At 51.4% G+C, this 21830-nt stretch carries 21 protein-coding genes and 3 tRNA genes; 12 read left to right on the forward strand and 12 right to left on the reverse strand.

The window, feature by feature from the left end:
• Window positions 1-51: 51 nt before the first annotated feature.
• Both rrtA and queC read right to left on the reverse strand, forming a co-directional pair.
• Window positions 52-594, reverse strand: a complete 543-nt coding sequence (gene rrtA / locus K5621_RS09435) for a rhombosortase (RefSeq protein WP_245003155.1) — start codon at window positions 592-594, stop codon at window positions 52-54.
• Window positions 595-623: 29 nt separating this feature from the next.
• Complete coding sequence (gene queC, locus K5621_RS09440) at window positions 624-1376, reverse strand: 7-cyano-7-deazaguanine synthase QueC (RefSeq protein WP_221051023.1); 753 nt, start codon at window positions 1374-1376, stop codon at window positions 624-626.
• A gap of 180 nt (window positions 1377-1556) precedes the next feature.
• On the opposite strand from queC, the gene queE reads away from it, so the two are divergent.
• Window positions 1557-2225: a 7-carboxy-7-deazaguanine synthase QueE gene (gene queE, locus K5621_RS09445; protein WP_208167838.1), complete on the forward strand. Its 669-nt coding sequence runs from the start codon at window positions 1557-1559 to the stop codon at window positions 2223-2225.
• Window positions 2226-2287: 62 nt separating this feature from the next.
• On the opposite strand, the gene K5621_RS09450 is transcribed toward queE, so the two are convergent.
• The 4 genes from K5621_RS09450 to K5621_RS09465 all read right to left on the reverse strand — a co-directional run bounded on the left by K5621_RS09450 (window position 2288) and on the right by K5621_RS09465 (window position 3856).
• Window positions 2288-3352, reverse strand: coding sequence for a PLP-dependent cysteine synthase family protein (locus K5621_RS09450; protein ID WP_221051024.1), 1065 nt, complete (start codon window positions 3350-3352; stop codon window positions 2288-2290).
• A 179-nt stretch (window positions 3353-3531) separates the two neighbouring features.
• A tRNA-Tyr gene (locus K5621_RS09455) sits at window positions 3532-3616 on the reverse strand.
• Window positions 3617-3648: 32 nt separating this feature from the next.
• Window positions 3649-3733 (reverse strand) — tRNA-Tyr (locus tag K5621_RS09460).
• A gap of 38 nt (window positions 3734-3771) precedes the next feature.
• A tRNA-Tyr gene (locus tag K5621_RS09465) sits at window positions 3772-3856 on the reverse strand.
• Window positions 3857-3981: 125 nt separating this feature from the next.
• Here K5621_RS09465 and K5621_RS09470 point away from each other — a divergent pair.
• The 3 genes from K5621_RS09470 (at window position 3982) to K5621_RS09480 (ending at window position 7204) form a co-directional block, all read left to right on the forward strand.
• Window positions 3982-4470: a VC2046/SO_2500 family protein gene (locus K5621_RS09470; protein ID WP_221051025.1), complete on the forward strand. Its 489-nt coding sequence runs from the start codon at window positions 3982-3984 to the stop codon at window positions 4468-4470.
• Between the two features lie 69 nt (window positions 4471-4539).
• Window positions 4540-4830, forward strand: coding sequence for a DUF406 family protein (locus tag K5621_RS09475; protein WP_221051026.1), 291 nt, complete (start codon window positions 4540-4542; stop codon window positions 4828-4830).
• 196 nt (window positions 4831-5026) lie between these two features.
• Window positions 5027-7204: a putative bifunctional diguanylate cyclase/phosphodiesterase gene (locus K5621_RS09480; protein WP_221051027.1), complete on the forward strand. Its 2178-nt coding sequence runs from the start codon at window positions 5027-5029 to the stop codon at window positions 7202-7204.
• A 36-nt stretch (window positions 7205-7240) separates the two neighbouring features.
• Here the strand turns inward: K5621_RS09480 and K5621_RS09485 are convergent, their stop codons facing one another.
• The 3 genes from K5621_RS09485 to K5621_RS09495 all read right to left on the reverse strand — a co-directional run bounded on the left by K5621_RS09485 (window position 7241) and on the right by K5621_RS09495 (window position 9247).
• Window positions 7241-7720 carry a YchJ family protein gene (locus K5621_RS09485; RefSeq protein WP_100143558.1) on the reverse strand — a complete coding sequence of 160 codons (480 nt, stop codon included), beginning with the start codon at window positions 7718-7720 and terminating at the stop codon, window positions 7241-7243.
• Between the two features lie 144 nt (window positions 7721-7864).
• The gene (locus K5621_RS09490; protein WP_221051028.1) at window positions 7865-8587 is read right to left on the reverse strand and encodes a hypothetical protein; all 723 of its coding nucleotides are present in this window, start codon (window positions 8585-8587) and stop codon (window positions 7865-7867) included.
• Between the two features lie 72 nt (window positions 8588-8659).
• Window positions 8660-9247: a YybH family protein gene (locus K5621_RS09495; protein ID WP_100143560.1), complete on the reverse strand. Its 588-nt coding sequence runs from the start codon at window positions 9245-9247 to the stop codon at window positions 8660-8662.
• A 115-nt stretch (window positions 9248-9362) separates the two neighbouring features.
• On the opposite strand from K5621_RS09495, the gene smrA reads away from it, so the two are divergent.
• From smrA to K5621_RS09510, 3 genes are all read left to right on the forward strand, one after another.
• Window positions 9363-9953, forward strand: a complete 591-nt coding sequence (gene smrA / locus K5621_RS09500) for a DNA endonuclease SmrA (RefSeq protein ID WP_100143561.1) — start codon at window positions 9363-9365, stop codon at window positions 9951-9953.
• Window positions 9954-10064: 111 nt separating this feature from the next.
• Entirely contained in the window at window positions 10065-10712 is a 648-nt protein-coding gene (gene psrA, locus K5621_RS09505) for a TetR family transcriptional repressor PsrA (RefSeq protein ID WP_221051029.1), read from the forward strand.
• Window positions 10713-10722: 10 nt separating this feature from the next.
• Window positions 10723-12999, forward strand: a complete 2277-nt coding sequence (locus tag K5621_RS09510) for an acyl-CoA dehydrogenase (protein ID WP_221051030.1) — start codon at window positions 10723-10725, stop codon at window positions 12997-12999.
• 175 nt (window positions 13000-13174) lie between these two features.
• Here K5621_RS09510 and pyk read toward each other — a convergent pair whose 3' ends face one another.
• A complete protein-coding gene (gene pyk, locus K5621_RS09515; protein ID WP_100143562.1) occupies window positions 13175-14614 on the reverse strand; it encodes a pyruvate kinase in 1440 nt (479 codons plus the stop codon).
• Window positions 14615-14798: 184 nt separating this feature from the next.
• Complete coding sequence (locus K5621_RS09520; protein WP_100143563.1) at window positions 14799-15653, reverse strand: MurR/RpiR family transcriptional regulator; 855 nt, start codon at window positions 15651-15653, stop codon at window positions 14799-14801.
• A 315-nt stretch (window positions 15654-15968) separates the two neighbouring features.
• On the opposite strand from K5621_RS09520, the gene zwf reads away from it, so the two are divergent.
• The 5 genes from zwf to K5621_RS09545 all read left to right on the forward strand — a co-directional run bounded on the left by zwf (window position 15969) and on the right by K5621_RS09545 (window position 21563).
• Window positions 15969-17441: a glucose-6-phosphate dehydrogenase gene (gene zwf / locus K5621_RS09525; protein ID WP_100143564.1), complete on the forward strand. Its 1473-nt coding sequence runs from the start codon at window positions 15969-15971 to the stop codon at window positions 17439-17441.
• Window positions 17442-17450: 9 nt separating this feature from the next.
• Window positions 17451-18155 (forward strand): 6-phosphogluconolactonase, encoded by a 705-nt coding sequence (pgl, locus tag K5621_RS09530; protein WP_100143565.1) that lies wholly within the window; start codon window positions 17451-17453, stop codon window positions 18153-18155.
• A gap of 9 nt (window positions 18156-18164) precedes the next feature.
• Window positions 18165-19991 carry a phosphogluconate dehydratase gene (gene edd, locus K5621_RS09535; RefSeq protein ID WP_100143566.1) on the forward strand — a complete coding sequence of 609 codons (1827 nt, stop codon included), beginning with the start codon at window positions 18165-18167 and terminating at the stop codon, window positions 19989-19991.
• A gap of 19 nt (window positions 19992-20010) precedes the next feature.
• Window positions 20011-20652: a bifunctional 4-hydroxy-2-oxoglutarate aldolase/2-dehydro-3-deoxy-phosphogluconate aldolase gene (locus K5621_RS09540; protein WP_208190537.1), complete on the forward strand. Its 642-nt coding sequence runs from the start codon at window positions 20011-20013 to the stop codon at window positions 20650-20652.
• Between the two features lie 626 nt (window positions 20653-21278).
• Window positions 21279-21563: a hypothetical protein gene (locus K5621_RS09545; protein ID WP_229671790.1), complete on the forward strand. Its 285-nt coding sequence runs from the start codon at window positions 21279-21281 to the stop codon at window positions 21561-21563.
• A 49-nt stretch (window positions 21564-21612) separates the two neighbouring features.
• On the opposite strand, the gene K5621_RS09550 is transcribed toward K5621_RS09545, so the two are convergent.
• Window positions 21613-21813 (reverse strand): DUF2897 family protein, encoded by a 201-nt coding sequence (locus K5621_RS09550; RefSeq protein ID WP_221051161.1) that lies wholly within the window; start codon window positions 21811-21813, stop codon window positions 21613-21615.
• Window positions 21814-21830 lie beyond the last annotated feature (17 nt).

Consider the following 21830-nt stretch of genomic DNA (forward strand, 5'->3'; position numbering starts at 1 on the left):
TTGATTTAACAGCCTAATTTCAAAAACCTATTTAAATGCTTAGGCTTGGTATCAAAGTTTCGGCGCTTTATAGGCACTCAGTCGCCACAAGCCAAACAGTGCGATACCGCCAATCAGGCCAACAAGATGCGCTTCAACCGCGACTCTGGCACCAATCAAGGCGCTGACTTCAGCGGCCGCCCCTTGCCATTGCTCCCAGCCGACCTTGGCGATAACGCCAGCAAGCAGCAGGTAACCCGAGTTTCGACCGCTGCGAATATCGGCCAGGGCGCCGAAGGCGAACAGGCCGTGCAGTATGCCACTTAGTCCCACATAACCCATAAGCTCAGGGTAGCAAAGATAAAGCCCTACGCCTTCAAACAGACACAGTGCCAGGGTCAATAGCAATACGCTCAGGGCGTTATAGTGTTCCTTATGCAGATAAAGGATCACCCAAAACCCGGCGAGGTTCATCAGCAGATGCCAGAAGTTGGTGTGCAGCAGATTGCCGCTGACAAGCCGCCACAGCTCACCTTGTTCTATGGCACTGCGGCGAAAGGCCAACAGCTCAGTGAGCGGCAGAGAATACAGCAGCAGCGCCAGGGCTGTTAACACAACACCTGAAAAATAAGCGGAACTCGGCTTCACGCTGTCTTGGCCGCCAGTATCGCCTGGATGCTGTCCGGTGTCGCCAGATACTCATCCAGCCCTTTTTGACGCAGTAAACAGGCGGGGCAGGTGCCACAGCCTTTGCCCAGAATGCCGTTATAGCAGGTAAGGGTTTCATCTCTTACCAGCTGCAGTTGCTGGTATTTATCTGCCAGAGCCCAGGTTTCGGCCTTGTTGAGCCACATGAGTGGCGTAACCAAACGCAGCTGTCTGTCCATGCCTTGTACCAGCGCAGATTCCATTGCCTTGATAAAGTCATTACGGCAGTCCGGGTAGCCGGAGAAGTCGGTCTCGCAGACGCCTGTGATCACGGCCTCCGCGCCTATTTGATAGGCATAGATCCCAGCCAGGGTCAGAAACAGAATATTGCGTCCGGGAACAAAAGTATTGGGCAGACCATTGTCCATCAAGTCGTTTGATACCGGAATATTGTCGCGAGTCAGGGCCGAGATGGCCAACTCATTGAGCAGAGTGACATCCAGCACCTTGTGACTGGCGGCGCCGAGCTTTTGTGCCAGTTGCTTGGCAACTTCAATCTCCTGGCTGTGGCGCTGGCCATAGTCGAAGGTGATGGCATGTACTTCATTATACTGGGCCAAGGCCTGAATAAGGCAGGTGGTGGAGTCCTGACCGCCGCTGAAAACGACTATCGCCTTGGAAATAGCTGGCTTAGTGCTCCGGGGCGGCTCTGCGGTTTGGGTTTGCGGTGCGTTTGATTCTGATGACATAAGCGATTGATTGGATGAAGACATAAGTGTCTATTCAAAGGGATGACTCAATCGTCACAGTTTACCCTAATTTGGCCGACTGTCAGCGCCGGCTTGGTAAAAAACGGAAAATTCGCTCATCCTTGCGCTTGGGGCTAAATTCCTCTATAAATGCCGCCCCGGCAAATATGAGGAACCCCGATGTACTACCCCGTCAACGAAGTCTTTGAAACCCTGCAGGGAGAAGGTGTGTTTACCGGCGTTCCGGCCATTTTTGTGCGTTTGCAGGGTTGCCCTGTGGGGTGTCCCTGGTGTGATACCCGCCAGACCTGGGACAAGCTTGAGCATAATCAGGTGAAACCTGCCGATGTGATCCGCACCGATGGCAGTATCGGTCGCTGGGCCGAGCATGATGCCAAGTCTTTACTGGAGGCGTTCAAACAGCAGGGGTTCAATGCCAGGCATATAGTGATCACAGGGGGTGAGCCTTGTCTCTATTCACTCACTGAGCTGACTGAAGCATTTAATGCTGCAGGCTTTCGCACTCAAATTGAAACCAGTGGCACCTTTGAGGTGAATTGCAGCGCAGATACCTGGGTCACAGTCTCGCCCAAGGTCGGTATGAAGGGCGGGATGCCGGTATTGCGTCAGGCGCTGGAGCGGGCAAATGAGATTAAGCATCCGGTGGCGACCGAGGCTCATATTGAGGAACTGGATCAACTGCTGCGGGGATTGGATCTCAAAGACAAGACTATCTGCCTGCAGCCCATCAGTCAGAAGAGCCGGGCGACGGCGCTGGCGATGAAAGTCTGTATCGAACGCAACTGGCGTTTGTCTATCCAGACTCACAAGTATCTGGATATCGATTAATCTGTAGTGGTAATCGACAAAAAGCCGCATTGATGCGGCTTTTTGTTATCTGAAGCGCGCTCTTAGCAGCAGAGCTCCCCCGAGGTTTCAAACAGTTGCAGTTTGTTTTGATACTGGCTGATATCCCCTATGTTGGCGGCTATCCACTCGGGATTGTAATAAGTGTCCAGATAGCGCTCACCGGGATCGCAGATCAGGGTCACTATTGAGCCCTGGCGATTGTCGCGTTTCATTTCGGCCGCCAGCATCAGGGCACCATAGAGGTTGGTGCCGGTCGAGGCCCCGGTCTTGCGGCCGATGATCTGTTCCAGCCAGTGGATTGTCGCCACAGAGGCGGCATCGGGGATCTTCAACATGGAGTCGACCACCCCCGGGATAAAGGAGGGTTCGACTCTGGGTCGGCCTATACCTTCAATCTTGCTGCCTTGCTCGCAGGTGATGGCCGCATCTCTTTGTTGAAAATAGTCATAGAACACTGAGTTATCCGGGTCGACCACACACAGCTTGGTGCAAAGCCGTTGATAGCGGATATAACGGCCAATGGTGGCCGAAGTGCCGCCGGTACCCGGGCTCATCACAATCCACTCGGGAATAGGGAAGGGCTCGCGCTGCATCTGATCGAAAATGGCATTGGCTATATTATTGTTGCCGCGCCAGTCGGTGGCCCGCTCGGCATAGGTGAACTGATCCATATAATGGCCATTCAGCTCCCGCGCCAGCCGCTCAGACTCGGCGTAGATTTCGCTGGAGTGATTGACAAAGTGACAACGGCCGCCATAAAACTCTATCTGCTGTATCTTCTTGCGGGCGGTGGACGCCGGCATAACGGCAATAAAAGGGAGTCCCAGCAGGCGGGCAAAGTAGGCCTCGGAGACAGCGGTACTGCCGGATGAGGATTCAATGACAGGAGTATCCTGTTTGATCCAGCCGTTACACAGGGCGTAGAGAAACAGTGATCTTGCCAAACGGTGTTTGAGGCTTCCGGTTGGATGGGTGCTTTCGTCTTTAAGATAGATATCCACTCCGGCTACCGCCGGCAGTTCCAGTTTAATCAAATGCGTGTCGGCACTGCGCTGAAAATCGGCTTCGATTTTGGCAATTGCTTCGTTTACCCAGAGATCGGCCATTGTTGTTGTTCTTTCTTATAACAGGATGGTCTTAATCATAACCAAAGGTAATGACAATGGATAGCGAAAACTCAGGCGTATTCGGATACAGCCACAGGCTAGATGATTGATTATTATGGAATTAAACGCATTGGGCGTAGATAAAACGCTTTGAAGATTGAATAAAGATAAAAAAGAAATGGTGGAGGGAGAAGGATTCGAACCTTCGAAGGCGGAGCCGTCAGATTTACAGTCTGATCCCTTTGGCCACTCGGGAACCCCTCCACATATTTGGAGCCAGACATTAGAGTGAAAGATGGTGGAGGGAGAAGGATTCGAACCTTCGAAGGCGGAGCCGTCAGATTTACAGTCTGATCCCTTTGGCCACTCGGGAACCCCTCCACGATTTCACTTTCGTGTCTTTTTAAATTGTAGGCAAATGGTGGAGGGAGAAGGATTCGAACCTTCGAAGGCGGAGCCGTCAGATTTACAGTCTGATCCCTTTGGCCACTCGGGAACCCCTCCTCAATTGCGGCCGCCATAGTAGTCAGAAACCTTTTTCATGTAAAGCCTGTTTTTAAAAAAAAGCCTAAAGTTCCTGGTTATTTGGTCGATTAACTAACAACGAGTTGTTTTGCTGATGTTTTTTTATGCGCACCGATGTTTCCTTAATCAATGAACTGCAATTGGGTGGACGGTTAAATCAAGCCGTAGAGTCCCATCGCCGGGGTGAGTTTGCCCTGCTTTTGGCATTGATGTCTCAAGATGTGCGCGATTGGCCTCAGTTTCACCTGCACGACGATGTTGAAAAGGACGCAGTCCTGCGGCAGCAATTTGATCTGCCTGCGCCTCAGCCTTTAGTTGGAGACTTGAGTCAGGAGCCCCTTCCGGTCGATAACAGTTATTATTTTATCAGTGAGGGGGAGCGCAGTTTTCAGTTGGCTCAGGCCTTGGTGCCCGAACCTTTGGTTATCAGAGGAAAGAGAGATAGCGGGATGCAGGATGCGCTGGATAATTGCGATTGGCACACAAGGCTGCGCACGGAAGGCGCCCTAAACCAACCCAAGGTGGCGCTAATGGAGTTTGTGGACCAACTGTCTGAGCAACGTAGGCTTGCCGGGATTTATCAAACCGCATGAGTCCAGACTCTGCTATGGTGCCGGGCATGCGTTATAATGTCAGGAGTTTATTAGCTTTGGAGACAACAAATGAAAAGTATTCAACAGGCTCAGGCGGCCAATGTACATGACACTTGTGCTGAATGTGGCAGCTACGTGGATATAGGGACTGTAGTTGAAGAAGGGGACACCTTGCTTTCGTTGACTTTTCAAGGTGAGTCGGCAACGGCTGATGCTGAGACATTGAAAAAACTGGCTGAAGGTCGTTTCGCCGATGTTAAGGCAGAGCTCCGCCGCGTTGAGCAGACTGTTACCCTGGCGCTGACTTTTTCCTGTAGCGCCGAGAAGATGATCTTCCAGTTGGAAAACGCTTTGGCATAAGTCCTGTTTTTGGGGAAAATCGCTGAAGATAGTAACTTCTTAGGAACAAAAGACAACATAGCAGGGTAAATGTAAGAAAGTATGAGTTATCTTGCTGTATATTATGTAAAAGTGTAATCTTGCCCAGAGCCATAATAACAGGCCCACGCGTTCGGTGTGGGCTTCTTTAAGCCCGAAAGGGAGCCTGAGGACTTGAGTGAAACAACATAGGTATCAGCGATTGCTGGAGTTGTTGACCAACTCGGTTGCCAAGCAGCAAGGTGATCTTATTAAAACTGCCGAATTGGCTACTGAACTTTTGTGTCAGTATCTCAATGTGCAGCATGCCAGCGTTTGGTCCTGGTCCAAGGATCAACATGTGCAGTTCGAGGTTGCCCGCTTCGGTTCGGGGCGACCTATTCATAGTCCAAAGCCGCAACACTTGGGACAACTTCCCACTTATACTCAACAGCTTAAGCAAAAACGCTATATAGATGCCAATGATGCGGGGGCTGATTGGCGTATGAGCGAGCTTGCCGAGATCTATTATAGTGCCAACGGTATTGTCGGGGCTCTGGATATCGCTATCAGGATCAATGGTCATATTGAAGGGGTCTTGAGCCTGGAGCGAACAGTGTCCGGCGTTCTCTGGAGCGAACTGGAGATCCATCTGGCATCACAAGTTGCCGATCAGCTGGCGCTGACACTGGCAACCCATGATGCTTACCGTAAAGACGAACTACTGACTTTGTTTCAGTCTGCGATAGAACAGTCGGCTCAGGTCACTATGTTGATCAATCTGCACACAGAAGCGATTGAATACATCAACAGCGCCCATGAACAGATCACTGGCATCCCGAAAGAAAAGATGCTCGGCGCCAGCCTGAAACAGCTGGTTTTTTTCCATCAGCAGCCCAAGTTGGCCGAGATGACCCTGGCCAAAGTGCTACGCGGTGAAGTGGCGACGGGTGAAGTCATGCTCAATCGCGAGCAAGGTCAGGAATACTGGCTCAGTTACCATGCCAGTCAATTTATTACCCAGCGCGGTAATCACTATGTGTTGGTATCTTGCGAAGATTGTACCGAGCAGCACCATCATCAGGCTGAGTTGGAACGCTTGGCTTGGCGTTGCAGTCTGACCGGGCTTTATAACCGCACCCATTTCAATCGTTTACTCGACAGAACCTATAACGGACGGCTTTTACTGATCGATTTGATAGGTTTTAAGCGCTTCAATGATACCTATGGGCATGAGCAGGGGGATGCCTTGCTGATTGAAGTGGCACGGCGGCTGAAGCATTTCGCCTCACTTTATCCAGGTTGCAATATTGCCAGAGTGGGCAGCGATGAGTTTGCCCTGTTGCTGGATGATAGAGGCGATCTCGATATCGATGCCTGCTGTCATCGCCTCTATCAACAACTGCGAAACCCCATCAATATTGGCCGTGAACAGGTGGAGCCCAAACCGGCTCTGGCCGCGGTTAATATTGCCGAAGTCGCCGAATTGGTCGCGCCGCTGACCTGCGCCGATATTGCACTGCAATACGCCAAGAAGAAGCAGGGCACGGCAATTCAGTTCTTCAACAGTGCGCTACTAAAAGCGTTCAAGGATGATGCTCAGATAGAAAGAGATCTGCATGCTGCTATTCGGGGTAGGCAGTTTGAACTTTATTATCAGCCACTCAAAGACTTACAAAACTGCAGTTATATTGGGGCGGAAGCGCTGATCCGCTGGCATCATCCCAAGCGCGGGGTTCTGTATCCCGGGGCCTTTATCGATATTGCCGAGCAGTCGGGGCTGATTAATGCCATAGGCACCTGGGTACTGGAAGCGGCCTGTCGGCAACTGAATTTGTGGCAACATCACAATATCAATATCGCTATGCATGTGAACGTGTCTGCAAGGCAGTTTTTTGGTAGCAATCTCTATGAACAGGTGTGGCAACTGCTCAATCGTTACTATTTGAAGCCTGGCACGCTGATTTTGGAGATCACTGAAACCGAGCTGATGGAAGATATACGCTATGCCACCAATCTATGTCAGGAATTGGCGGATCTGGGAGTAGGGCTTGCCATCGATGATTTCGGTACGGGCTACAGTTCGATGCGCTACTTGAAACAGTTTCCCATCAGTAAGCTCAAGATAGACAGGTCGTTTATCTCTGATCTCAGTATCAGCCGTGAGAGTCGCGAAATTGTCAGCGCCATTATTGCGATGGCCAAGGCGCTGAATATTTCGCTGACAGCCGAAGGTGTGGAAACCGCCGAGCAGGAGCGCTTCCTCACGTCCTGTATGTGTCATCAGGCTCAGGGATTCTTATATAGCCCGGCGCTCAGAGAAGCCGAGTTCAGTGCTTTCTTGCAGCAGAGTCAATCTCTGTGTTGCACAGATTAGCCAAACCGGCCTCAAAATGTTTCCCTTAAGCCAAGGTTAAATCCGTTTCAGGCAGCAGTGCTTGAACTTGTTACCGCTGTTGCAAATACAGGGTTCATTGCGCTTGGGATAGCTAACAGCAAACTGCTTGCCCTCGGTGTAAAACCAGCATTCATCCTCAAGTAGAAATTCCGACTGTTCAAAAATGGCATCCAACTGGCCATCGGCCAGATACCATGCCTTGAAAGTAACTCTGGCCTGGGTTTGCCCGGGAGTCAAAGGTTCCCGCTCGACAATCTGCAATCCCAGCCAATGCGTCTTTGGCATCTGGGCCAGGGTTTGTGCACTCAGCCCCCGACGATAATCCGGGTGATGGGTATCGATAAGATAGTCAAACTCCTGTTTGACAAAGGCGGCATAGCGGGAGCGCATCAACTGCTCTGGAGTAGCGGCTGTGTGCTGCTTAGTGTGCAGTGGCTGACAGCATTCACTGTAGGGACGGTTAGAGCTGCAAGGGCAAAGAGTATCGGTTGGCATCGGGATTTTCTGTTTCAATCTCTGTTTCAATCGTGAATGGTAAATAAGGTGCCGGTATCCCGGCTTGAATAGCGCCCATAATAACGCTTTGACGGCAGCCTTGCATTGAAAAGCGGCTATATTGTCAGGTCTTAGAAGGTTTGGTTATTGGATGATGAAAATCATTACCAGATTGAGCATCAAAACACTGAACGCAAGCCCTATGGCAAATTGGATAAGGCGTTCTTTGGCCGGTAAAGCTTCTATCAGCTCCCGCGGGTAGTCAAAGAAAGTGGCCAGATAAAGCAGACTTCTTAGCGGATAGGCAGAACCTGAGAGCCGATACTCCCGGCCATTTTTCAGCTTAACTGTTAAGGCGTGAGCTCGTTTGCGCTCAAGCTGGTGGCTGTCATGATAGCCCACCCAGTGGAACACCATGCTCACGATATCCTCTTTGCCGACAGCGGTCGCTGTTCCCGTGAGATATTGAGGCAGGAAAATATGGGTTTGATTTATCCTTATCTGCCGCTCTTCTTTGGCACTTCGTTTCACGCCTAGTTGGGCCAGTATCTGGCTTTTGCGCACTTGAATGTATATCAAAAACCAGATGACACTGCAGGCCGGGAGCAGTAACAACTGAGTGGTTCCCAGCACTGGTGCCAGCAGTGTGGTTAGCACAATAACCGGGATAACGCTTAAAAGCAGCGGCAGCTCTTTTCTCCAGGGCAGAGTGAAAAAGTTCCAAGTGATAGGCAAAGTGATTTCGCTCCCCAAATCCAGATTAGCGTATTTGCCGCTAAAGGCGAGATCGAACCATTTTCTATCGTTTAATAAGCTTTTGAATGGCGTCACTTGACTCATAATTCCTTTTATTTGTGTTGGCAGCAATCATCATTGTGCTGCAGCTAAGGCGCCCGCTAGCGTCCTTTTATTCAAGGAAGCTAGCTTTCAATACGGCTACTACTCGGCGTGGCGGGTTTCGATTTCAACACTGATTGGGGCTTCTGGCGCAAATTGCTCTCCATAATAAAGGTTGGTTTGAGGTTTGGCGTTGAAGTAATGTTCAGGCTCGGCGCGGTTACTGGTGTCTAAATCCACCAACCAATTTCCCTTTTGGTCTTTATGGCTGACAATCACAATTTTACCGGCAAATTCACTCATGGGTTCTTCCGTGTCTTTCGGGGGATAAAAGCGCACCAAATAATAGCCTATGTCGGTAGCACTCTTGCCGTGGACTTGTCGCTTTTGCAGGCGAAAATCCACTTCAATTCTGGCTTGCTTATGGCGAATACGGTCAAAGAACTTTTGATATAGTTTGAGTACGTTTTCACGTCCCTGAACTATGGCAAGGCTTTGCTGTTCGGGAATATAAGTGGCATCCTCGGCGTATATATTTTCAAGGGGGCTAGTGTCGAGTTCATTAAATGCCCGGTTGAACATGACATAGACTCGATTAAGGGCTGCTTGGTCTTTATCCGGCAATTCGGCACCATTGAGTGGCTGGAGCACAGAAATCAGGCAAACGAGCAATAGGGTCGGGAATTTCATTAAAATCATCTAAGCAGGCTCATCTGACCTCACTATAATAGATGCCCCTTGGTAACAGAAGATTGATTTCTTTACAAAGTGTGTAAACCTCGTCATAAGTTGGAGGAGTCGCATCATGAAAGCAGATGATCTGACACTTTTTATGCAAGAAATGGCCGATGTGGTGCCACTCAAGCAGCAAACACAGGCCCAGACCAGAGCGAAACCTCTTTCCAGCGAGTCAAAACAGGCACGCAAAGCCGCCGCCGAGGCCCATGAGTATCTGCAGCGCCTGACCTTGGATTTAGCGTTGATCCCTAAAGTAAAACCCGATGATATGCTCAGCTACAAGCAGCAGGGGATCCAGGAGGCGGTATTCAAGAATTTACGTCTCGGCAAATACAAGATAGCCGCCGAGCTGGATATTCATGCCATGTCGGTGCGCCAAGCCAGAGATTATCTGCTCGGTTTCATTCAATCTCAGGTGGCTTTGGGCCATCGCTGCGTGCTGGTGATCCATGGCAAGGGACAGAATCGCAAGCCGTTTCCTGGGCTTATTAAATCTTGTGTCAACTTCTGGTTGTCGCAGATGGATGAAGTGCAGGCCTTTCACAGCGCACAGCGCGAACATGGCGGCTATGGCGCCCTCTATGTGATGTTGCCTAAATCAGATGCCAAGCGGATTGAATCCCGCGAGACCAACCATAAAGGAGCGGGCTTTCGCTGAGCTGTTTGGGACGGCAGATTATCTGCCTTGACCGTAGCCGAGATTTCGTTTGACATAAGTGTAACCAGTGTTTAATTTAAACGAGTGTTTTAAATTAACTAAGGTCACGGAATGGCAAGTCGATCTGATACCAAGACAAGAATTCTCGATGCCGCGGAGAAGCTGTTTGCCGAGCGGGGGTTTTCGGAAACCTCCCTCAGGCTTATCACCAGCAAAGCAGAAGTGAATCTTGCATCTGTAAACTACCATTTTGGTTCCAAAAAAGAGCTCATTCGGGCGGTTTTGGCACGTTATCTGGACGTGTTTATGCCATCGGCGTCAAACGCCATCAATGAGCTTATCAGCCGGGATAAACAGGCGTCGTTGGATGCCATTTTTTCCTCCCTGGTGGGGCCGCTGCTTGAGCTCAATAAACTCCGTAACGAAGGAACCAGTATCTTCCTGCAGCTGCTCGGTCGCGGTTATATCGAAAGCCAGGGGCACTTGCGCTGGTTTATTACCACCCACTATGGCGAGCATCTGGATCAGTTTGTTCAGGCTGTGTCCGGCAGTGCGCCTCACATTCCGCCGGCAGAGATGTTCTGGCGCTTGCACTTTACCCTGGGAACCATAGTCTTCACCATGGCCTCGGCCGATGCGCTCAATGAGATAGCCGAAGCCGACTTTGGTGAACATAATGATATTGAAGCAGTCATCCGCAAGGTGATCCCCTACATGGCCGCCGGTGTGGCTGTGCCGCTGGTTTCTCAAGCAGAATAAAGGTCTGGTTATGAGCATTATCCTCTTAATAATAGTTGCCCTGATAGCGCTGTTCTTTGTGCGTAACATACGTCTGCAGTTTGTGACTCGGCCGGTATTGGCCTTCTTTCGTAAAGTGTTGCCGCCGCTTTCGGATACAGAGCGCGAAGCGATGGAGGCCGGTGATGTCTGGTGGGAAGCCGAGCTGTTTCGCGGGAAACCCAACTGGGAAAGCTTGCATGCTTATGGTAAACCGGCGCTGAGTGCCGATGAGAAAGACTTTATCGACCATCAGGTGATGACGGCGCTAAAAATGATTGATGACTATGACATAGTCAACAATCGCAAGGACTTACCGCCGGAGCTGTGGGAGTACTTCAAGAAAGAAGGCTTCTTCGCGCTGATCATTCCCAAAAAATACGGTGGTCGTGAGTTTTCTGCCTATGCCAACTCCACCATAGTCAGTAAGTTGGCGAGCCGCAGTGTCAGCGCCGCCGTGACTGTGATGGTACCCAACTCACTCGGCCCGGGTGAGTTGCTGACTCATTATGGTACCAAGGAGCAGAAAGAGCATTGGTTGCCGGCCTTGGCCAAAGGTGAAGAGATCCCTTGTTTTGCCCTGACCGGCCCCGAAGCCGGCTCAGATGCCGGTGCTATTCCCGATGAAGGGATAGTTTGCCGCGGTGAGTTCCAGGGCGAGGAAACTCTGGGGCTTAAGCTTAGCTGGAACAAGCGTTACATCACTCTGGCTCCAGTGGCCACAGTACTGGGACTGGCATTTCAGATGCGCGACCCAGACGGACTGTTGGGGGACAAGGTTAACCTGGGGATCACCTGCGCCCTGATCCCAACCGATCATCCCGGCGTGAAAATTGGTCGCCGTCACAACCCGCTCAATATGGCCTTTATGAATGGTACCACTCAAGGGGAAGAGGTGTTTATTCCGCTGGATTGGATCATAGGTGGCCCGCAATACGCCGGTCGCGGCTGGCGTATGCTGGTGGAATGTCTTTCTGCCGGACGTGGTATTTCACTGCCGGCGTTGGCGACGGCGTCCGGGCATATGGCGACCAAGACGACAACCGCTTACAGCTACGTGCGTCAACAGTTTGGCATGGCCATAGGTCAGTTTGAAGGGGTTCAGGAAGCGCTGGCAAGGATCATCGCCAACACCTATCAGCTGGAAGCGGCCCGCCGTCTGACAACCACAGGCATAGATCTCAAGGTTAAGCCATCTGTGGTTACCGCGATTGCCAAATATCACATGACAGAGCTTGGCCGTCAGGTAATGAACGATGCCATGGATATTCAGTCCGGCAAGGGTATTCAGATGGGGCCCAAAAACTATCTGGCTCATGGCTATATGGCCAACCCTATATCCATCACAGTGGAAGGGGCCAACATCCTGACCCGTAGTTTGATGATCTTCGGTCAGGGCGCGACCCGCTGTCATCCTTATGTGCTGGCCGAGATGGAAGCTGCCGGCATGGAAGACAACAGTGAAGCGCTTGAGCGTTTTGACTCCTTGCTGATGGGCCACATAGGTTATGCGCTGCGTAACGCCTTCGGCTCATTGGGCAATGCTCTCAGCCGTAGCTATTTTGAGCGCTCACCGGTGAGTGGCGATACTCGCGATTATTACAAGCAGATGGCCCGTCTGTCCAAGGCGCTAGCGCTGGTGACCGACTTGTCGATGCTTATCTTGGGCGGCGATCTCAAGCGCAAGGAGATGATTTCGGCCAGACTCGGTGATGTGCTCAGTCAGCTGTATCTGGGCTCGGCCACATTGAAATTGTTTGAAGACAATGGCCGCCAGTTTGACGATCTGCCGATAGTCAAACATGTGATGGATACCCGATTGCAACTGGCGGCCAAGGCGCTTGAGCAGGCGATAGCTAACTTCCCCAATCGTCCGGTTGCTTGGGTCATGCGTGTGCTGGTATTCCCGCTGGGGAACCACTTCAACGGCCCGAAAGACAGCCAGTCCATTGAACTGGTCAAGAGTATGCTTAAACCGGGGCCGGCCCGCGACAGGCTGACCTTCCTCTGTCCTGAATTTGACGGCGACACCAGTGGTATTGCCGAGGTGGAAGCGGCATTCAAGGCTCAATATCAGTGCCGTGAATTGCATAGCAAACTGAGAAAGGCACAAAAAGATGGTCGTTTGCTTGCCAAACTGGCGCCGCTATCTCTGTATCAGGCGGCATTGGATGCTGAGGTTATCAGTAAAGCCGAGTATGAGCAGTTGCTTGAGGCCGATAAGCTGCGCTTGGCGGCAATCAATGTCGATGACTTTGAAACTCTGTAATTGAGGTTGATTGGTATCTGAATTTCAGTTTGGTAAGCCTGTCCCGGGCAGGCTTAGCTCTGATGTAAACAAAATCACCAAGCCTGAAACAGCAACGAAAGCAGCAGAAATTAAAAAGGTACGCCTCGGCGTACCTTTTCTGTTTTGTTACCAGCTTAGCGTTATTGGCAAGCCATTAGGCAACGATCAGCACCTTGCAGGTGTTTGTGCCGCCTACGGTTTCCATGGCATCACCCTTGGTCATGAGTACCATGTCACCACTCTCCAGGTATCCCTTGGCCTTGAGGCTTTCAAGGGCTTTTTTCGCCAGTTCATCGGCGGCATAAACGGTGGAGTCAAACTCTACCGGATAGACACCCCGATACAGTGCCATCTTGGCCAAAGTGGGTTGATGACGGGCAAGGGCGAAGATAGGCAGCGCTGAGCTTATCCGTGACATCAACTTGGGCGTTGCGCCGGATTCGGTCAGGGCGATAATCGCCTTAACACCCTGCAAATGGTTGGCGGCATACATGGTAGACAGTGCTATGGTTTCTTCTATGGAGCTGAAGCTTTCATCGAGACGGTGCTTGGATACCCGTACACTGGGATGCGCTTCGGCGCCAAGACAAACTCTGGCCATGGCCTGAACCGTTTCTTCCGGATAATCCCCGGCAGCGGTCTCGGCCGAGAGCATCACTGCGTCTGTACCGTCGAGTACGGCGTTAGCCACGTCCATGACTTCGGCGCGGGTCGGCATAGGGCTGCTGATCATAGACTCCATCATCTGGGTCGCGGTGATCACCACCTTATTGAGTTGACGCGAGCGGCTGATCAGCTTTTTCTGTACGGCAACCAGAGCCGGATCGCCGATTTCTACTCCCAGGTCACCGCGGGCTACCATGACGGCATCGGAGGCGAGGATTACATCGTCCATCGCTTCATCGGAAGCTACGGCTTCGGCGCGCTCTACCTTGGATACTATCAGGGCATTGCTGCCGGCCTTTTGCGCCAGTTCGCGGGCATAGTTAAGATCGGCGCCGCAGCGGGGGAAGGATACCGCAAGGTAGTCCACCTGGATTTGCGCCGCAGTGACAATATCTTGCTTGTCTTTATCTGTCAGCGCTGCGGCAGACAGACCACCACCTTTCTTGTTAATCCCCTTGTTGTTGGACAGTGGACCGGCAACTGTTACGCTGGTATGTACCTTACGGCCTTCAACCTTTTCGACTTTCAGTTGTACCCGGCCATCGTCCAGCATCAGTATATCACCGACAACTACATCGTCCGGCAGTTCCTTGTAATCGATACCTACTTGAGTTTCGTCGCCTTCGCCTTTACCCAGCTCGGCATCCAGAATGAATGGTTGGCCGAGCTTAAGTTGGACTTTCTTATTGTCCTTGAAGGTGGAAACACGGATTTTCGGCCCCTGGAGATCGCCGAGGATGGCAACGTGTACACCAAGCTCTTTCGCAATGCTGCGGGCTTGGCTGGCGCGTTTGAGGTGATCTTCGGGGGAACCGTGGGAGAAGTTGAGGCGAACAACGTTGGCACCTGCTGCTATGATACGACGCAGGTTATCATCACGATCTGTGGCAGGGCCCAGCGTGGTAACGATCTTGGTTCTGCGGAACATAATATACTCCGTTTAAGTTTTAAAAAATCTTACGCTATATTAACAGACATCGGCTCGATATGTAGGAAACTTACAGACAAAATGATCTAACTCAAAGTTTTATTTTTGTGAGTTACGGCTAATTTTAGGCGGGGCATTGGCAGTTGCCAAGGTGACAACTGCCCGAGAGTCTCTAGGAAAATAATTAAAGTGGTTCGTTCTTTTCGATGCGGGATTCTTTCAAAACTTCCTTGACCCGCTTGAGACTTTCTCTGAAGCGAGGGCCACGGCGTAGGGTAAACCCGGTCGCCAGTACATCAATAATCACCAACTGAGCTAAACGAGAGGCCATTGGCAGGTACATATCAGTGTCCTCTGGCACTTCCATGGTCACCGGTAGGGTACATTCCTGCGACAGCGGTGAGTGACGCGCAGTAATACCAATTACGGCTGCGCCGTTTTCTCTGGCCAATCTTGCTATATCGATCAACGATTTGGTTCTGCCTGTGTGGGAAATTAGTACTACTACATCGCCTTCATCGCTGTTGATACAGCTCATGCGTTGCATCAATACATCATCGAAACACAGCACCGGAACATTGAAACGGAAGAACTTATTTTGGGCATCGTGTGCCACAGAGGCCGAGGCGCCCAGACCAAAGAAAGAGATTTTCTTCGCTTGGGTCAGTATGTCTACCGCCTTGTTGATGGCCGCGGTATCTATGCTCTGGCGCGCGGTGTCCAAAGATGCCATGGAAGATTCGAAGATCTTGGTAGTGTATGACTCGGGAGTATCATCTTCCTCAACGTGACGACTGACGTAAGGGGTACCATTAGCAAGACTTTGGGCCAGATGTAATTTAAAATCCGGGAACCCTTTGGTATCCAAACGACGACAGAAACGGTTGACTGTAGGCTCGCTGACATCCGCCATTTTGGCCAGAGTTGCTATGCTTGAATGGATAGCGGTTTGGGGGGATGCCAGGATAACTTCGGCTACTTTGCGTTCCGACTTGCTGAAGTGGGGTAGGTTTTTTTGAACCTTTTCGAGGGTGTTCATACACGTACGTCCGCTGGGTTGAAATTATGTAATTTTATTATTTCTTTGAGGCCTGAGCACTACAAAGTAGGGTGAAAACCAATCTTGACATAAGTCCTGTATATACCGGAATGAAAACAGGTTAACTTCCGAGATAAGAAGGTTTTAAGCATGAGAAGCATATCAGATTATTGCCAAACCTGCCTAGCGTTGGCTTGTGGCTTTATTTGCAAATTATAGATGCATTTAACAAACACTGTTGTTATATTACAACAAAAGTGTGGGATTCTTCATCGCATAATGGAACCACCACCGACAAAAGGAGAACATTAAGCAATGGGCAAAACAACATCAGAGGCCAAAGCTTGTGATTTTGTACTCTTTGGTACCAAGGGCGACCTGGCAAGGCGTAAATTGTTACCTTCGCTCTACCAGCTGGATAAAGCCGGCCTACTCAACCAGGACACCAAGGTCATAGGTGTTGCCAAAGACGAATTTTCTGCCGAAGATTTTCGCGAACTGGTTAAAACGGCCCTGAGCACCTTTGTTAAAGAACCCCTGTGCGACACCACGCTTTCCCGCTTCCTCGAACGTTGCCATTATGTCGGCACCAATTTTACCGAATCTGAAGGCTACAAAGCCTTCCACCGACTGCTCGAGCCTGCCAAGCGGGTGATGGTCAACTATTTTGCTACGCCTCCGGCCATCTTCGGTGATATCTGTCGTTGCCTGCATGAACAGCAACTGATCCATCCCGATACCCGAGTGGTGCTGGAAAAGCCCATAGGCTCAGATCTGCAGTCTTCCAGAGTCATCAACGACCAGGTTTCTGCTTATTTTGATGAAAGTCAGGTCTATCGTATCGACCATTATCTGGGTAAAGAAACAGTACAGAACCTGATTGCGTTGCGTTTTGCCAATTCACTGTTTGCCTCCAAGTGGGATAACCGCACCATAGATCATGTACAGATCACTGTGGCCGAAGAGGTGGGCATTGAAGGGCGTTGGGGCTATTTCGATAAAGCCGGCCAGATGCGCGACATGATCCAGAACCACTTGCTACAGGTACTGACTCTGATTGCCATGGATCCGCCGGTGAATCTGGATGCTGATAGTATTCGTGATGAAAAGGTGAAGGTGCTCAAGTCGCTGCGGCCGATAAACCAAGATAATGTGTTTGAAAATACAGTGCGTGGCCAGTATTCGGCCGGGTTCCTCAAGGGATCACCGGTTCCCGGTTATCTGGAGGAAGAGGGCGCCAACGTGGACTCCAACACAGAGACCTTTGTAGCCTTGCGGGTCGATATCGACAACTGGCGCTGGGCCGGGGTGCCTTTCTATCTGCGCAGCGGTAAACGTATGCCGTTCAAGAGTTCCGAAATTGTCATCTATTTCAAGAATCCACCCCATAACCTGTATCGCTCCAGCCATCGCAATCTGCCGCCCAATAAGCTGACCATTCGTCTGCAACCTCATGAAGGGGTGGAGATCCAGATGATGAATAAGGTGCCCGGGCTTGAGCAGAAACAGCGCTTGCAAACCACCAAGCTGGATTTGAGCTTCTCCGACACCTTCAAGAACGAACGTATCGCCGACGCTTATGAACGTTTGTTGCTCGAAGCCATGCTGGGTAATCAGGCATTATTTGTGCGCCGCGACGAAGTGGAGCAGGCTTGGACTTGGGTCGATGGCATTATTCAATCCTGGGAGATGAGCAACGAAAAACCCAAACCTTATCCTGCCGGTACCTGGGGGCCAGTGGCCTCAGTGGCCTTGATCACTAAAGACGGCCGCTCCTGGGATGAATAAGGAGACAGCATGATTAGAGAAACTGTATTCAAATCGTTCGACAACCCAACTGCGCTAGAGAGCCAGTTGGCCGAGCGTATTGCCAGCGCGCTGCAAAACGCGATAGATAGCCGCGGCAAGGCCAGCCTGGTGGTTTCCGGTGGTTCGACGCCGCTGAAACTGTTTGCTGAGCTCAGTCATAAAATGATCGACTGGAGCGATGTTTATATCACGCTCGCCGATGAGCGCTGGGTGGATGCCGAAGACCAGGACTCCAACGAGCGCCTAGTGCGCGGGCATTTACTGCAAAATCGCGCCGCCAGCGCCAAGTTCCGTGGCCTGAAGAATATGTTTGCCACTCCGGAAGCGGGCTTGAGTATGGCCACAGAACAGTTGGCCAACTTCCCGCGGCCTTTCGATGTGGTCGTGTTGGGCATGGGTAATGATGGCCACACCTGTTCCTGGTTCCCCTGCGCCCCCGAAGAACAACTGACCGAGGCGCTGGAAACCGATGCGCTGCTGTGCGCCGTGCATCCGGGCAATGCGCCTCACGCTAGGATCAGCCTGAGCCGCCAAGCCGTGCTCGGCAGCCGCCAGATCTATCTGCATCTGGTTGGCGAAACCAAACTTTCCGTATATCACCAAGCTCTCGAGAGTGACGATCCCAGGGAAATGCCGATCCGCGCCGTATTGGCGCAGCATAAGACCCCGGTCGATGTGTTCTGGAGCGCTTAAGGAGGCAAGATGCACCCAAGAGTTCAAGCCGTAACAGACAGGATTATTGCCCGTAGCCAAGATCACAGGGGCAAGTACCTGGCGGCATTGGCCGAAGCCAGGGCCAAGGGCGTGCACCGCAGCAGTTTGAGCTGCGGCAATCTGGCCCATGGGTTTGCCGCTTGTCAGCCGGCCGATAAAGACAGCCTGCGCCAGCTGACCAAGGCCAACATAGGCATAGTGACTGCATTCAATGACATGCTGTCGGCGCACCAACCTTACGAACACTATCCTGAATTATTGAAGCAGGCCTGCAATGAGGTGGGCAGCGTTGCCCAAGTGGCAGCTGGCGTGCCGGCCATGTGTGACGGCGTCACCCAGGGCCAACCCGGGATGGAGCTCAGCCTGCTGAGTCGTGAAGTGATTGCCATGGCTACCGCCGTTGGCCTGTCCCACAATATGTTTGATGGTGCCTTGTTGCTGGGGATTTGTGACAAGATAGTCCCCGGGTTACTGATCGGCGCCCTGAGCTTTGGTCATCTGCCTATGCTGTTTGTGCCGGCGGGACCGATGAAGTCCGGGATCCCCAACAAGGAAAAGGCTCATATTCGCCAGCAGTTTGCCGAAGGTAAGGTCGATAGAGCCGCCTTGCTCGAAGCCGAATCCAAGTCTTACCACAGCGCGGGTACCTGTACCTTTTACGGTACGGCCAACAGCAACCAGCTGATGCTGGAAGTCATGGGGCTGCAGCTACCCGGCTCCTCATTTGTTAATCCAGACGATCCTTTGCGTGAGGCGCTCAATAAGGCGGCAGCCAAACAGGTGTGCCGTCTGACCGAACTTGGCAACCAATATAGCCCCATAGGCGAGCTGGTTTGTGAAAAGTCGATAGTCAACGGCATAGTGGCTCTGCTGGCCACCGGTGGCTCGACCAATCTCACCATGCACATAGTGGCGGCCGCTCGTGCGGCCGGCATCATAGTCAACTGGGACGATTTCTCCGAGCTGTCAGATGTGGTTCCGCTGCTAGCCAGGGTTTATCCCAACGGTCATGCCGACATTAACCATTTCCATGCCGCCGGTGGGATGGCTTATCTGGTGCGGCAGTTGCTGGATGCCGGTTTACTGCATCAAGACGTCAACACAGTAGCCGGCTTTGGTCTTGAGCGTTACACCAAAGAGCCCAAGCTGCTCAATGGTGAGCTCAACTGGGTGGATGGCCCGACAGAAAGTCTGGACAGCGAAGTGCTGACTTCAGTGGCCAAACCTTTCCAGAGTAATGGCGGCCTTAAACTGCTCAAGGGCAACCTGGGCCGGGCGGTTATTAAGGTTTCTGCGGTGCAGGAGCAACACCGAGTGGTGGAAGCACCTGCTGTGGTTATTGATGATCAGAATCAGCTCAATGAGCTCTTTACCAGTGGTCAACTGGATAAGGACTGCGTGGTGGTGGTCAAGGGGCAGGGGCCCAAAGCCAACGGCATGCCCGAATTGCATAAGCTGACCCCTATTCTCGGAACCTTGCAGGATAGAGGTTTTAAAGTTGCTCTAGTGACCGATGGCCGTATGTCAGGAGCCTCAGGTAAGGTGCCTGCAGCTATCCATCTGACGCCGGAAGCGCTCGATGGTGGTCTGATCGCCAAGGTGCGTAATGGCGATATAGTGCGGGTCGATGCCGAAAAAGGTGAACTCAGCCTGCTAGTAGATGAACCGCAACTGGCCGCAAGAAGTGCCGATAAAGTGGAATTGAGAAGTGTGCGTTACGGCATGGGCCGTGAGCTGTTCAGTGCGCTGCGGGCCAATCTCAGCAGTCCTGAAACCGGTGCTCGTAGTACCAGTGCCATAGATGACTATTACTAATCATTAAGGAATAAAGTACATGCTTGAGAGTAACTGGTCCTTGCAACCCCAGGACGTATTTAAACTGAGCCCGATCATTCCGGTAATGGTTATCAACAAGATTGAACATGCGGTGCCCCTGGCCAAGGCCTTGGTTGCCGGTGGCATTCGGGTACTGGAAGTGACACTGCGTACCGATTGTGCCCTTGAGGCCATAGGGCGGATTGCGGCCGAAGTGCCGGAAGCCCTGGTCGGTGCCGGTACCATACTGAATGAAGCGCAATTGGCGCAGGCGGCAGAGGCCGGTGCTCAATTTGCCATCACTCCGGGGGCGACGGTGGAACTGCTCAAGGCGGGTAAAGCCGGTAAGATCCCACTTATTCCGGGGGTGGCCAGTATCTCCGAAGTCATGGTGGGACTGGGACTGGGCTATACCCACTTCAAGTTCTTCCCGGCTGAGGCTTCTGGTGGGGTCAATGCGCTCAAAGCCTTCAGCGGCCCGCTGGCCGATGTCCGTTTCTGCCCAACTGGCGGGATCACTCCGAGCAGCTATAAAGACTACCTGGCGCTGGGGAATGTCGATTGTATCGGTGGTAGTTGGATAGCTCCGGTAGAAGCGATGGAGCAGGGTGACTGGGACAGGATCACCCGCTTGTGTCAAGAAGCCATTGCGGCGTTGTGAGCATTTAACCAGAATGAATAAGGCTACTTAAGGTAGCCTTTTTTTTAGCTTAATGGTATTTATAAGCAGTAAAACCAATGATTTTTTAGTCCTTTAGGCTGGCTTGCACGCCTCTGTACTTTAGGGTAGCTTGAATTTGAGGTGAACGTGATTGATTGGCCTTGGCCTGTCATATAACTGCCACTAGCAAGTTTGAACAAACGGTATGACTCAGGGAGGAGCCTTTGTGAGATTCGAGCGTATCATCAGGCATTACAACGCCTGTCAATGTCCGGCATGTTCGTATCAGAGCGCAAATGGTCATATCGCTGAGGCCAGGATCGATTTTGGTTTTATTGCCAACTGGCTAACAATACCACTCGGGCTTGGTACCATGGTTTTGTTTGGATTGCAGCCCCTGCCTATAAAAATGTCTTGTCCTGCCTGTGGAAATACATTTTTCGCCAGCGGTTTTCGTCACTAATTTTTCAGGAACCGATAAAAGGAGTTTTGTCATGTGTGGCTCAGCAGTAATTCCTTCCTCTGCTCTTCCAATAAAAAACAGCAAGTTAAGAGAGTTATCTTCCAAGTTCAAATATCTGCTGGTTTTAGTTTGTGCCTGGCTCCTTGGCGGTTGTGGCCAGCCCTTGCCGCTAGATAAGGCCGAGTATGCCGGTGAGTGGCAGAGTGCTGACATGTATCTGCTTATTCAACATGATGGCACAGTGGAATATCAGCGCTATGATGGCAACAGCCGCACCTCTATCAGTGGTGGGATCCAGAAGTTTGACGGTAACGACTTCGAAGTGGGAATAGGTTTTATCTCCAGTCGTTTCGAGGTCTCTGTTCCCCCTCATCAAGTCGGAAATGAATGGCAGATGGTGGTCGATGGAGTTAGATTGACTCGTATATCCGATATGCAGTTTTATTGAGGCCATCTCTTATAGAGATGAAAAAGGCGCCCTAGGCGCCTTTTTCATGTCAGTCTTTGTCTTGATGTTTTTCATCAGCTGGGGAGTTTGGGGTTTTATCCCTGTCACCCTGTTGCTTTATCTGTTTGTCTTTACTGTGCTGGCCAAATTGCGGCATTTTGAACTTGGCACTGTACTTGAGTATCGCCAGGTTACTGGCAATAACACCTATCACCAAAATGATGATCAACCAGACTTCCAAAGATGACATTTCCATCTATTGCTACC

The sequence above is a fragment of the Shewanella carassii genome (genome assembly GCF_019670705.1).
Lineage (GTDB): Bacteria > Pseudomonadota > Gammaproteobacteria > Enterobacterales > Shewanellaceae > Shewanella > Shewanella carassii.

Excerpts from the sequence above, each read along its gene's own strand:
- K5621_RS09495 (WP_100143560.1), bottom strand. The coding sequence starts at position 9,247 with ATGAAATTCCCGACCCTATTGCTCGTTTGCCTGATTTCTGTGCTCCAG.
- edd (WP_100143566.1), top strand. The coding sequence starts at position 18,165 with ATGCACCCAAGAGTTCAAGCCGTAACAGACAGGATTATTGCCCGTAGC.
- K5621_RS09520 (WP_100143563.1), bottom strand. The coding sequence starts at position 15,653 with ATGAACACCCTCGAAAAGGTTCAAAAAAACCTACCCCACTTCAGCAAG.
- zwf (WP_100143564.1), top strand. The coding sequence starts at position 15,969 with ATGGGCAAAACAACATCAGAGGCCAAAGCTTGTGATTTTGTACTCTTT.
- K5621_RS09550 (WP_221051161.1), bottom strand. The coding sequence starts at position 21,813 with ATGTCATCTTTGGAAGTCTGGTTGATCATCATTTTGGTGATAGGTGTT.
- pyk (WP_100143562.1), bottom strand. The coding sequence starts at position 14,614 with ATGTTCCGCAGAACCAAGATCGTTACCACGCTGGGCCCTGCCACAGAT.
- K5621_RS09540 (WP_208190537.1), top strand. The coding sequence starts at position 20,011 with ATGCTTGAGAGTAACTGGTCCTTGCAACCCCAGGACGTATTTAAACTG.
- pgl (WP_100143565.1), top strand. The coding sequence starts at position 17,451 with ATGATTAGAGAAACTGTATTCAAATCGTTCGACAACCCAACTGCGCTA.
- psrA (WP_221051029.1), top strand. The coding sequence starts at position 10,065 with ATGGCAAGTCGATCTGATACCAAGACAAGAATTCTCGATGCCGCGGAG.
- K5621_RS09510 (WP_221051030.1), top strand. The coding sequence starts at position 10,723 with ATGAGCATTATCCTCTTAATAATAGTTGCCCTGATAGCGCTGTTCTTT.
- queE (WP_208167838.1), top strand. The coding sequence starts at position 1,557 with ATGTACTACCCCGTCAACGAAGTCTTTGAAACCCTGCAGGGAGAAGGT.
- K5621_RS09450 (WP_221051024.1), bottom strand. The coding sequence starts at position 3,352 with ATGGCCGATCTCTGGGTAAACGAAGCAATTGCCAAAATCGAAGCCGAT.
- K5621_RS09485 (WP_100143558.1), bottom strand. The coding sequence starts at position 7,720 with ATGCCAACCGATACTCTTTGCCCTTGCAGCTCTAACCGTCCCTACAGT.
- K5621_RS09475 (WP_221051026.1), top strand. The coding sequence starts at position 4,540 with ATGAAAAGTATTCAACAGGCTCAGGCGGCCAATGTACATGACACTTGT.
- K5621_RS09470 (WP_221051025.1), top strand. The coding sequence starts at position 3,982 with ATGCGCACCGATGTTTCCTTAATCAATGAACTGCAATTGGGTGGACGG.
- queC (WP_221051023.1), bottom strand. The coding sequence starts at position 1,376 with ATGTCATCAGAATCAAACGCACCGCAAACCCAAACCGCAGAGCCGCCC.
- smrA (WP_100143561.1), top strand. The coding sequence starts at position 9,363 with ATGAAAGCAGATGATCTGACACTTTTTATGCAAGAAATGGCCGATGTG.